An 11,905-nucleotide genomic window follows, 5' to 3' on the forward strand; every position below is an offset into this window, starting at 1 on the left:
CAAGCCTCAGAGCTTGCCCATGACCTGCTGGCGGAAGCCATAGACCTCTCGCTTGCCGGACAGCGGAATCAGCGTCACCGAGCGCGTCTGGCCCGGCTCGAAACGTACGGCGGTGCCCGCCGGAATATCCAGCCGCATGCCCCTCGCCTTGTCGCGATCAAAGGCAAGGCCGCCATTGGTTTCGGCAAAATGATAGTGGCTGCCGACCTGCACCGGCCGGTCGCCGGTGTTGGAGACCTCCAGCGTCACGGTCGGCGCGCCGACGTTGAGTTCGATATCGCCGCTTGCGGCAATGATTTCGCCTGGGATCATGGTCTTTCTCCTCTGCCGTCGCTCAGCGGATCGGCTCGTGCACGGTCACCAGCTTCGTTCCATCCGGAAACGTCGCCTCGACCTGCACGTCATGGATCATCTCGGCAATCCCCTCCATCACCTGATCGCGGGTGATGACATGGGCGCCGGCCTCCATTAGCTCGGCGACCGGGCGGCCGTCGCGGGCGCCCTCAACGACGAAATCGGAGATCAACGCGATGGCTTCGGGATAGTTGAGCTTGACGCCGCGCTCCAGCCGCCGCCGCGCCACCATCGCCGCCATGGAAATCAACAGCTTGTCTTTTTCTCTCGGAGTGAGATTCATCGCCTACCTATGTGCTCGTTTGATTTTGCATGATCTTGCCCAAAAACCGCTTCACACTTTTTGGGATCATGCCGGAACTACAGATTCCAGACTTTCGGCACAGGCGCTCCGTTGCGCAAGGCGGAAATGATCGGGATCAGGATTTTTCTGAGTGCGAAGCCATCGGACGCCGCCAGCCGCACCACCAGCTTGTCGCGCCATTGGCTGGCACCGCCCATGTGCCCCTCGACAAGCGGGCGAACCTGGGCAAGATAAGTCTCTGCCAGCGGCCCGGCATAAAGCAGCGTCGCAAAGGCAACCTGTCCGCTCAACACAGCATGTTCGGCGGTCAGGGCCGCGACGTCGCCATCGAACCGCAATTCCTCGGCATGGATCAGCCGCCCGGCGCGACGGACGCGCCAACGGTCGCGAAACAGCCCCTGCTTCATCGCCTCGCCCATGGCCTTGCGCCCCAAAAGGATCGCCTCGACAGCCAGGAATTCAGCCGTTTCGTCGAGATCGACATCCAGTCTGCGGGAGAGCGAAGCGCGATCGAACAGAATGGTCTCCTGCGGCAACCAGTCGACGCGCGCGCCGGCGCCAACCCTGATCGAGGTCGCGACTTCGGCGGTGCTGGCGGATGCCTTGTAGATTTTCTCGCAAGCTTGCGTGGTCACGTCGATGCGTGTGCCCGGTCCAGCAACGACGCTCCAATCCATGCGGTCGCCGCCGGTCAGACCACCGGCGGTGTTGATGATGACCGCTTCCATGGAGCTGTCGAACGTTGCCGGCAAGCGGATCTTCGCCGACCCCTCCTGGAAAAGCTCGGCAAGACGCGTACGCCCGTCAAGCGCCTTGGCCGCCAGATGGCCGCGCCCGCGCGCCCTCTGCGGTCTCGTGCTCGCCGCTGCCACCGTCATCCCGCTTCTCCACTTGACCCATCATGCCGTCGCAGGTCATTGAAACCCGCCAAGCAACAAACGCAAGCAATTTCTGTGCCTTATGCAATCGCCCGGAACCCGGCCCGGAGCAAGCCGGCAGCCGCTGCATTTTTCGCCAGACGATGAAAAGAGCGGCAACGGCCTCAGACCGTCAGATGCCGGCGCGCCTCGGGCGTATCCAGCGTCTCCGCCAGTCCCTCATGGACGATCTCACCACGGTCCATGATGTAAACGTAGTCGGCAAGCTCGCGGCAGAAATCGAGATATTGCTCGACCAGCAGGATTGCCATGCCGGTGGAATCCCGGAGATAGCGGATCGCCCGGCCGATATCCTTGATGATCGACGGCTGGATGCCCTCGGTCGGCTCGTCCAGCACCAAGATCCTCGGCCGTGTCACCATCGCCCGGCCGATCGCCAATTGCTGCTGCTGGCCACCTGAGAGATCGCCGCCACGCCGCGACAGCATGGATTTCAGTACCGGAAACAGGCTGTAGATGTCATCGGGAATGTTACGGTCGCGGCGAGGCACCGGTGCGAACCCAGTTTCTAGGTTTTCCTTGACCGTCAGCAGCGGAAAGATCTCGCGGCCCTGCGGCACGTAACCGATGCCCTGCTTGGCGCGGGCAAACGGCGCCATGCCGTTCAGCGTCACGCCGTTGAAGGCGACCGTGCCCGCCGACAGCGCATGCTGACCGGTGACGGCGCGCAGCAACGAACTCTTGCCGACACCGTTGCGCCCGAGCACGCAGGTGATCTTGCCCATCTCGGCCTTGATCGAGATACCGCGCAGCGCCTGCGCGGCGCCATAATGCAGATTTGCGTTTTCGACTGTCAGCATCTCATCGCCCCAGATAATTCTCGATCACCTTTGGATCGCTACTAACAAAATCGATCGATCCCTCAGCCAACACCGAACCTTCCGCCAGGCAGGTCACCTTGACCCCAAGGTCGCGGATAAAACCCATGTCGTGCTCCACCACCACCACCGACCGCGTCTTGGCGATTTCCTTCAGCAGCACTGCCGTCTCCGCCGTCTCGGCATCCGTCATGCCGGCAACGGGCTCGTCGACCAGAAGCAACTTCGGCTCCTGGGCAAGCAGCATGCCGATCTCCAGCCATTGCTTCTGCCCATGCGAGAGATTGGCGGCCAGTTCGTCTCGGCGATGCGAAAGCCGCACCGTGTCGAGGATTTCGTGGATGCGGTCGCTATCGGCTGGCGTCAGGCGATAGAATAGCGTCGAGAAAACGCCGCGCTTGCGGTTGAGAGCCAGCTCGAGATTGTCCCAGACCGTATGGCTTTCAAAGACGGTCGGCTTCTGGAATTTACGGCCGATGCCGAGCTGGGCGATATCGGCCTCGTCCTTCTTGGTGAGATCGATCTGGCCGTTGAAGAACACCTCGCCCTCATCGGGCCGTGTCTTGCCGGTGATGATGTCCATCATCGTCGTTTTGCCGGCGCCGTTCGGGCCGATGATGGCGCGAAGCTCCCCCGGTTCGATAACGATCGACAGCGAATTTAGCGCCTTGAAGCCGTCGAAGGAGACGGAGACGTTGTTGAGATAGAGCATGCTGTTGGGTTTGATGTCCGGGATCATGCTCTTACTCCGCCGCCTGAATGGTCTTGCTGGCTTCGTCTTCCTCGGCCTTCGGCTTCGGGCTGACAGGCTTGCGGCCTCGGCCCGTATACTGCGCCACCGCACCGACAATGCCCTTGGGCAGGAACAGCGTCACCGCGACGAAGAGGCCGCCCAGCGCAAAGAGCCAGAAACTCGGGAACAGACCGGTAAAGATCGTCTTGCCGCCATTGACGAGGATGGCGCCGATGATCGGCCCGATCAGCGTTGCCCGACCGCCGACCGCCGTCCAGATGACCACTTCGATGGAATTGGCGGGCGCGAATTCGCCGGGGTTGATGATGCCGATCTGCGGCACATAGAGAGCGCCGGCGACGCCCGCCATCATCGCCGACACGACGAAAACAAAGAGCTTCATATGCTCGACGCGATAGCCGAGGAAACGCGTCCGGCTCTCCGCGTCACGCACCCCGACCAGCACCTTACCGAACTTCGAGCGTACAATGGCTGAGGACAGCATCAGCGCCAGCGCCAGCAGCAGCGCCGTGATGCTAAAGAGCGTGGCGCGTGTACCGTCGGCCTGGATGTTGAAGCCGAGAATATCCTTGAAATCGGTGAGGCCATTATTGCCGCCAAAGCCCATATCATTGCGGAAGAAGGCAAGCAGCAGCGCGTAGGTCATGGCCTGCGTGATGATGGAGAGATAGACGCCGTTGACGCGGGAGCGGAAGGCGAACCAGCCGAAGACGAAGGCGAGCAGGCCGGGAGCCACGAGCACCATGATCATCGCGAACCAGAAATGATCGAAACCGTACCAGAACCAGGGCAGCTCCTTCCAGTTCAGAAAGACCATGAAGTCCGGCAGGATGGGATTGCCATAGGTGCCGCGCGTGCCGATCTGCCGCATCAGATACATGCCCATCGCATAGCCGCCGAGCGCGAAGAAGGCGCCGTGACCGAGCGAAAGAATGCCGCAATAGCCCCAGACGAGATCGAGCGCCAGGGCGAGCAGCGCGTAGGTCAGATATTTGCCGAACAGCGACATCAGATAGGTCGGCACATGCAGGGCGCTGGTTTCCGGAAGCAGCAGGTTGGACAGCGGCACAAGGAAGGCGACGGCGATCAATATCGCAATGGCGATGCTGATGCGGCGGTCGAGCGAGCGGAGGATAAACGCCGTGATCATGCTTCCACCGCCCTGCCCTTGAGGGCGAAGAGCCCGCGCGGACGTTTCTGAATAAAGAGGATGATGAGGACGAGAACCAGGATCTTGCCGAGCACCGCCCCCGCATAGGGCTCAAGAAACTTGTTGAGAATGCCGAGCGAGAAGGCGCCGACCAGCGTGCCCCAGAGATTGCCGACGCCGCCGAACACCACGACCATGAAGCTGTCGATGATGTAGCTCTGCCCAAGATTGGGCGAGACGTTGTCGATCTGCGAAAGCGCGACGCCTGCCATGCCGGCAATGCCCGACCCCAAAGCAAAGGTGAAGGCATCGACCCAGGGCGTGCGAATGCCCATCGAGGAGGCCATGCGCCTATTCTGCGTCACCGCCCGCATCTGCAAGCCGAAGGCGGACCGCTTGAGCAGCAGCAGCAAGGTAACGAAGACAGCGAGCGAGAAGACGATGATCCAGAGGCGGTTCCAGGTGAACGAGAGATAGCCGATATCGAAAGAGCCCGACATCCAGGAGGGATTGCCGACTTCCTGATTGGTCGGCCCGAAGATCGAGCGTACCGCCTGCTGCAGGATCAGCGAAATGCCCCAGGTGGCAAGCAGCGTTTCCAGCGGCCGGCCATAGAGAAAGCGGATGACACCGCGCTCGATGACGAGACCGACGGCACCCGTCACCACGAATGCGACGGGCAAGGCAATCGCCAGCGACCAGTCGAAGAGTTCAGGATAAGACGTGCGGATGACGCTTTGGACCATGAAGGTGGAATAGGCCCCGATCATCACCATCTCGCCATGCGCCATGTTGATGATGCCCATGACCCCGAAAGTGATGGCAAGGCCGATAGCGGCCAAAAGCAGCACCGAAGCGAGCGACAGTCCGTACCAGACATTCTGCACCACATCCCAGATCTGCAATTGATCCTGAATGCCGGCAATGGCGGCGGCAACGTCGGGCTTCAGGCTGTCATCGACGGAGACCGAGGAAAGGATGCCGATGGCGTCGCGTCCGCCTTCAGTCTTGATAGTCTCAATCGCCGCTTTCTTTTGCTCCAGCGGACGATCGGAGCCGAGCACGGCAACCGCGCGCGCCTTTTCCAGCACGCCGCGAATTTCGCCATCCTTCTCGTTCTGAAGGGCTGCCTCCAGCACCTCCAGCGAATCCGGGCTAGGCGATTTCAGCACCGATTGCGCCGCCTCAAGCCGGACGCCACGGTCCGGGCTCATCAGCGTCAAGCCGCCAAGCGCCGCGCGGACCGAGCGACGGAGAGTGTTGTTGATCTTGATTTTCGTGAGGTTGCCCTTGGCCTCTTCGCCAGCCGCCTGCCCCGTAACCGGATCGATCAAGCCCATGGCATCGCCGGACGATTTGGCGATGAAGACCTGATTATCGGATTTGCGTATATAAAGGTCGCCATCCGAGAAAGCTTGCAAGGCCGGCACCATCTTAGGATCGCCGGTCTTGGCCAGGCTCTTGACGATCTCGTCGGCTTGCTGGAAGTTCGCCGGACCAAGCGCATTGATAAGGCTGTGCGCATCCTCTTGGGCGCGCAGCGCGGTGGCCATCAGCACCAGAACCAGACAAAAGCCGGTGACGAGCACCAAGGCTATGCGGTAAGCGAATTTGTCAAACATCGCGCTTTTCCCCTCAAGCTGTCGCGGGCAGAAAAGCCTGCCCGCGACGGTCTCACTTCAGCGGGCGGAACTCAGGAACCCTTGCCGCCGCACTTGCCAGTGGCAACGTTGAAGTTGCCGCAGTTCATTGGCAGGCGCCAATCCGAGATCAGATCCTTGCTGTCGGGCAGAAAGTCGGACCATTCGTCGCCGACGACTTCCGGGGTCTGCGAGACGATGTCGAACTGGCCGTTATCCTGCACTTCGCCGATTAGCACCGGCTTGGTGATGTAATGGTTCGGCATCATGGTCGCGTAGCCGCCCGAGAGGTTCGGAACCGAGACGCCGACGAGCGCGTCGATCACCTTGTCCGGATCGGTCGTGCCGGCCTTTTCGACAGCCTTCACCCACATGTTGAAGCCGATATAGGCGGCCTCCATCGGGTCATTGGTGACTCGCTTTTCGTCCTTGGTGTAGACGTGCCATTCCTTGATGAAGGCGGCATTGGCAGGCGTGTCGACAGACTGGAAATAGTTCCAGGCGGCGAGATGGCCGACCAGCGGCTTGGTGTCGACGCCGGCCAGTTCCTCTTCGCCGACCGAGAAGGCGACGACCGGAATGTCTTCCGCCTTGACGCCCTGGTTGCCGAGTTCCTTATAGAAGGGAACGTTGGCATCGCCGTTGATGGTGGAGACGACAGCGGTCTTCTTGCCGGCGGCGCCGAAGGCCTTGATCTTCGAGACTTCCGTCTGCCAGTCGGAGAAACCGAACGGCGTGTAGTTGGTGATGATGTCCTCGTCCTTGACGCCCTTGGACTTCAGATAGGCTTCGAGGACCTTATTGGTGGTGCGCGGATAGACGTAGTCGGTGCCTTCGAGCACCCAGCGCTGCACGCCTTCGTTTTTCATCAGGTAGTCGACGGCGGGGATCGCCTGCTGGTTCGGAGCAGCGCCCGTGTAGAAGACATTGCGCTCGGACTCTTCGCCTTCGAACTGGACGGGATAGAACAGGATCGAGTCCAGTTCCTTGAACACCGGCAACACGGACTTGCGCGACACCGAGGTCCAGCAGCCGAATACGGCCGATACCTTGTCCTTCTGGATAAGCTCGCGCGCCTTTTCGGCAAACAGCGGCCAATCGGAGGCCGGATCGACGACGACGGGCTCGAGCTTCTTGCCGAGAACGCCGCCCTTCTTGTTCTGCTCGTCGATGAGCATCAGCATGGCGTCTTTCAGCGTCGTTTCCGAAATCGCCATGGTGCCCGAAAGCGAATGGAGAACACCGACCTTGATGGTGTCGTCGGCAGCAAAGGCTCCATGGAATGCCGTTGTCGACATGATGGCGCCCAAAAGTGCGCCGGAGACGAGAGTCTTCAATTTCATCTGTAGTTCCCCTCTTTTTATCTGCCGCAACGGCTCGTAAATGAAGATTAACCGTTGCCTGCCCGGAATATCCGGCAGCACCGGGGGAAACCACATACGTAATATGACGTAGACGCCGGGGCGAAATGTGCAGTTTATGCCACTCTCATCCCCTTAAGCGCCGTATCGATCCGTGTTACGACATCTCTGGGCCGCCGGAATACTGTGGCGGAACTGCTGAAGGGTAAGCATGGCAGCGCGGCAACGCATCATTCCGGTAAGACGCGAATATAACCGCTGGGTCGCGAACCAGACGCTGGAAGACTATGCCCTGCGCTTCACCGCCAAGAGCGCCCGGCAATTCTCCTCGCAGCGCATCTCGCAGACGGCGATCGGCGCCATTTCGTTCCTGGCGCTGGAGGCGATCGGCGGCGCCATCACGCTTTCCTACGGCACGACCAACGCCTTCTACGCCATCATTGTCGCCAGCATCGCCATGCTGGCGATCGGCCTGCCGATCAGCCGCTATGCCATCCGCCACGGCGTCGACATCGATCTGCTAACCCGCGGCGCGAGCTTCGGCTATATAGGCTCGACCATCACCTCGCTGATCTATGCCAGCTTCACCTTCATGCTGTTTGCCATCGAGGCGTCGATTATGTCGGGCGCGCTGGAGCTGACGCTCGGTATCCCCTTATGGATCGGCTATATCATCAGCGCCGTCATGGTCATCCCGCTGGTCACGCACGGGGTCAGCCTGATCAGCCGGTTCCAACTGCTGACCCAGCCGTTCTGGATCGTCCTCAATATCCTGCCCTTCATCTTCATTGCCTTTTCCGATTGGGGGAAATTCGATCTCTGGCGGGCTTTCGCGGGCATCCATCATGCCTCGGGCGTGCCCGGGAGTGCTGCTCCCTTCAATCTCGTGGAATTCGGCGCGGCATCCGCCGTTATCCTCGCGTTGATGTCACAGATCGGCGAGCAGGCCGACTTTCTGCGCTTCCTGCCGCCGGAAGGTCATCGCAAATGGCGCCATCGCCTGGTGATCTTTCTTGCCGGACCGGGATGGGTCATCATCGGCGCGCCGAAGCTGCTGGCCGGCTCGTTTCTCGTCGTCCTGACCTTGAGCTCGGGCGTGCCCGCCGATCGCGCCGCCGATCCGGCGCAGATGTACCTCACCGCTTTCGGTTACATGATCCCCTGGCACAATGCGGCACTGCTGCTGATGGTTGCCTTCGTGATGATCTCGCAGTTGAAGATCAATGTGATGAACGCCTATGCCGGGTCGCTCGCGTGGTCGAATTTCTTCTCCCGGTTGACCCATAGTCATCCCGGCCGCGTCATCTGGCTGATCTTCAACGTCGCCATCGCGCTACTTTTGATGGAACTCGGCATCTACAAGCTGCTGGAGGAGACGCTCGGCATCTTCTCGATCATCGCGATGGCGTGGCTCTGCACCATCTCCGCCGACCTCTTCATCAACAAGCCGCTCGGCCTTGCCCCGCCCGGCATCGAGTTCAAGCGCGCCCATCTCTACGACATCAACCCGGTCGGACTAGGCGCCATGGCACTCTCGGCGACGATCTCGCTGATCGCCCATTTCGGCGTTTTCGGCGCGGTCGCCGCCTCGCTCGCCCCTTTCATCACCCTGATCGTCGCACTGATCACCTCGCCCGCCATCGCCTGGGCCACCAAGGGTAAGTTCTATCTCGCCCGCAAGCCGCGCCAGAGCTGGAAGAACCTCAGCACCATCACCTGCTCGATCTGCGAACATCCCTTCGAGCCGGAGGACATGGCCTGGTGCCCGGCCTATGCCGCGCCGATCTGCTCGCTCTGCTGCTCGCTCGACAGCCGCTGCCACGATATGTGCAAGCCAAAGGCACGGCTTAACACGCAGATCGGCACCGTCGCCAAGACGTTGCTACCGGCAACCATCGTCGCCAAGCTCGCCACCCGGCTCGGTCGCTACGGCATCGCCGTTGCCCTGGCGCTGACGGCCGTGGGTGCTATCCTCGCGATGATCGCGCATCAGGTCGGCTCGGCCTTGCCCGAGACCGCGCAGGTGGTCGACCGCACCATCCTGATCGTCTTCTTCGTCTTCGCCGTCATCGCCGGCGTTGTCTGCTGGTTCTATGTACTCGCCCATGACAGCCGCGTCGTTGCCGAGGAGGAGTCCTCCCGCCAGAACACGCTGCTGCTGAAGGAAATCGCAGCGCACAAGAAGACGGACGCCGCTTTGCAGAGCGCCAAGGAGGCGGCTGAAGCGGCGAATCGCGCCAAGAGCCGCTACGTCGTCGGCCTCAGCCACGAATTGCGCACGCCGCTCAACGCCGTGCTTGGCTACGCCCAGATCCTCGAGCGCGACGAGACGATCCCCGCGCCACGGCAATCCTCGCTGAAGGTCATCCGTCGCAGCGCCGAACACCTGTCGGGGCTAATCGACGGGCTGCTGGATATTTCCAAGATCGAGGCCGGCCGCCTGCAGGTCTATTCCAACGAAATCAACATCAAGGACTTTCTCGACCAGATCGTCGACATGTTCCGCCCGCAGGCGCAGGCCAAGGGTCTTGTCTTCGTTTATGAACCCACCGCCGCCCTGCCCGACTATGTCCGCACCGACGAAAAGCGGTTGCGACAGATCCTCGTCAACCTGCTTTCCAATGCCATCAAGTTCACCGATACGGGCAGCGTTCGTTTCGAGGTCGGTTATCGCAGCCAGGTCGCGACCTTCACCATTACCGATACAGGCCGCGGTATTGCCGAGAAGGACCTCACCCGCATCTACGAGCCGTTCCAGCGCGGCGAGGCCGAGAGCATCCGTCCAATGCCGGGCCTCGGCCTTGGGCTGACCATCACACAACTGCTCACCAACACGCTCGGCGGCGAGATTGCCGTTGTCAGCGAGAAGGACAAGGGTTCGACTTTCAAGGTGCGCCTGATGCTGTCGGCGGTGCTCCGGCCGATGAAGCCGCCGGCGCAGGAGCAGCGGATCGTCAGCTATGAAGGCCCACGCCGCACCATCGTCGTCGTCGATGACAACGAGGACCATCGCGAACTGATGCGCGAGGTGCTGTCGCCGCTCGATTTCATCGTGCTCACGGCCGCCGGCGGACCGGACTGTTTGACGCTGATCGAGGGTATCAAACCCGATCTTTTCCTCGTCGATATCTCCATGCCGGGCATGAACGGCTGGCAACTGGTCTCGCGGCTGAGGGAAAGCAGCCAAATGGCGCCGATCCTGATGCTGTCGGCCAATATCGGCGATGGCGCCGCCGCCAACGACAGCGATGACCGTCATAATGACGCCATCGCCAAGCCGATCGATATCCGCCAGCTTCGCGATAAGCTTGCCCTGCATCTCGGCCTGAAATGGGTCTATGCCCATGCCTCCGCACCGGTCCTGCCCAAGCCGCCTCTGCCGATGAGGAGCCCGGGGATAGAGCAGGTGCGCGAGTTGATACGGCTCGGTGAAATCGGCTATGTCAGGGGGATCGAGGCGAAGCTCGCGGACCTTGCCAAGCTGGATGAGAACCAACCCTTCACCGATGCCTTGCGCACCTATGTCCAGGCCTTCAACCTCGACGGCTTCCTGGATTTCCTGAGCAAATTCGACAACGAAAAGGTAGAACCGATTGGCTGAGCCCGCCCTTCCCCGCGATATAGTCTTGCTGGTAGACGATTCGCCGGAGGCACTCGGGTTCCTGACCGATGCCCTGGAACAGTCAGGCTTCTCCGTGCTGATCGCCACGTCGGGATCGGCAGCGCTGAACATTGTCGAGCGGATCACACCGGACCTGATCCTGCTCGATGCCGTCATGCCGTCCATGGATGGTTTCGAGACCTGCCGGCGGCTGAAGGCCAATGCCGGCGTCGCCCAGATCCCGGTCATCTTCATGACTGGGCTGACCGAGACCGAACATGTGGTGCATGCGCTGGAATCCGGTGGGGTCGACTATCTCTCCAAGCCGATCAACGTCGATGAGCTGCGCGCTCGCATCCGTGTCCACCTGCGCAACGCCCGCTCCGCCCAAAGCGCCCGGGTGGCGCTCGATGCCGCCGGGCGGCATCTGCTGGCGGTCAAGGGCGATGGCGCGATCCATTGGTCGACGCCGCAGGCAACCCGCCTGATCAACGCCGCCACCGGCAGCGACGACGGACTAGAGCTGGTCGTGAAACATATCGCCGCCTTCATGGCCGAGCGCGCGCGGCTGGGCCCGGCGCGCGACAACCTGGTCTCGATCAGCAATGGCGGCCAGGCCGCCCTGCAATTCTCATTTCTCGGCGCCATCGGCCCGGACGAATATCTCTTCCGTCTGACCGCCACCAACCAGCGCGCCGACGACGGCGTATTACGCCAGCATTTCTCGCTCACCCAGCGCGAATCCGAAGTGCTGCTGTGGATCGCCAAGGGCAAATCCAACCGCGACATCGGCGAAATTCTCGGGCTCTCCGCAAGGACGGTGAACAAGCATCTGGAACAGATCTATGTGAAGCTCGGCGTCGAGAACCGCGCCTCCGCCGCCGTCAAGGCGGCGCATGTGCTGCATGAGATCTGATTAAGACCATTCTTCCCAACCAAACGAAAGAAGCCCGGCCAATGGCCGGGCTCCCTAAATCGAACACAG

At 61.3% G+C, this 11,905-nt stretch carries 10 protein-coding genes; 2 read left to right on the forward strand and 8 right to left on the reverse strand.

The features are described 5' to 3' along the window. Positions 1-6 precede the first annotated feature (6 nt). The 8 genes from EX00_RS09675 to urtA form a co-directional block, all read right to left on the reverse strand. Positions 7-312 carry an urease subunit beta gene (locus tag EX00_RS09675; RefSeq protein ID WP_047456660.1) on the reverse strand — a complete coding sequence of 102 codons (306 nt, stop codon included), beginning with the start codon at positions 310-312 and terminating at the stop codon, positions 7-9. Between the two features lie 22 nt (positions 313-334). Then, positions 335-637 (reverse strand): urease subunit gamma, encoded by a 303-nt coding sequence (locus EX00_RS09680; RefSeq protein WP_007689920.1) that lies wholly within the window; start codon positions 635-637, stop codon positions 335-337. A gap of 77 nt (positions 638-714) precedes the next feature. After that, positions 715-1,536, reverse strand: coding sequence for an urease accessory protein UreD (locus tag EX00_RS09685; RefSeq protein ID WP_047456661.1), 822 nt, complete (start codon positions 1,534-1,536; stop codon positions 715-717). A 164-nt stretch (positions 1,537-1,700) separates the two neighbouring features. Further along, on the reverse strand, positions 1,701-2,396 hold the full coding sequence (gene urtE, locus EX00_RS09690; RefSeq protein ID WP_047456662.1) for an urea ABC transporter ATP-binding subunit UrtE: 696 nt from the start codon (positions 2,394-2,396) through the stop codon (positions 1,701-1,703). A 1-nt stretch (position 2,397) separates the two neighbouring features. Continuing rightward, positions 2,398-3,153, reverse strand: coding sequence for an urea ABC transporter ATP-binding protein UrtD (gene urtD, locus EX00_RS09695; RefSeq protein ID WP_047456663.1), 756 nt, complete (start codon positions 3,151-3,153; stop codon positions 2,398-2,400). A 4-nt stretch (positions 3,154-3,157) separates the two neighbouring features. After that, positions 3,158-4,318, reverse strand: a complete 1,161-nt coding sequence (gene urtC, locus EX00_RS09700) for an urea ABC transporter permease subunit UrtC (RefSeq protein WP_047456664.1) — start codon at positions 4,316-4,318, stop codon at positions 3,158-3,160. Beyond that, positions 4,315-5,940: an urea ABC transporter permease subunit UrtB gene (gene urtB / locus EX00_RS09705; protein ID WP_052210696.1), complete on the reverse strand. Its 1,626-nt coding sequence runs from the start codon at positions 5,938-5,940 to the stop codon at positions 4,315-4,317. The genes urtC and urtB overlap by 4 nt, the downstream gene beginning before the upstream one ends. Before the next feature lie 71 nt (positions 5,941-6,011). Further along, entirely contained in the window at positions 6,012-7,301 is a 1,290-nt protein-coding gene (urtA, locus tag EX00_RS09710; RefSeq protein ID WP_047456665.1) for an urea ABC transporter substrate-binding protein, read from the reverse strand. A gap of 229 nt (positions 7,302-7,530) precedes the next feature. Between urtA and EX00_RS09715 the strand changes: the two genes are divergently transcribed. After that, the gene (locus EX00_RS09715) at positions 7,531-10,920 is read left to right on the forward strand and encodes a hybrid sensor histidine kinase/response regulator (RefSeq protein ID WP_047456666.1); all 3,390 of its coding nucleotides are present in this window, start codon (positions 7,531-7,533) and stop codon (positions 10,918-10,920) included. Next, positions 10,913-11,836, forward strand: coding sequence for a response regulator transcription factor (locus tag EX00_RS09720; protein WP_047456667.1), 924 nt, complete (start codon positions 10,913-10,915; stop codon positions 11,834-11,836). Before EX00_RS09715 ends, EX00_RS09720 begins: the two co-directional genes overlap by 8 nt. The last annotated feature ends 69 nt before the right edge of the window (positions 11,837-11,905 follow it).

This window comes from Martinezella rhizogenes (assembly GCF_000799715.1).
GTDB classification, from domain to species: domain Bacteria; phylum Pseudomonadota; class Alphaproteobacteria; order Rhizobiales; family Rhizobiaceae; genus Rhizobium; species Rhizobium rhizogenes_C.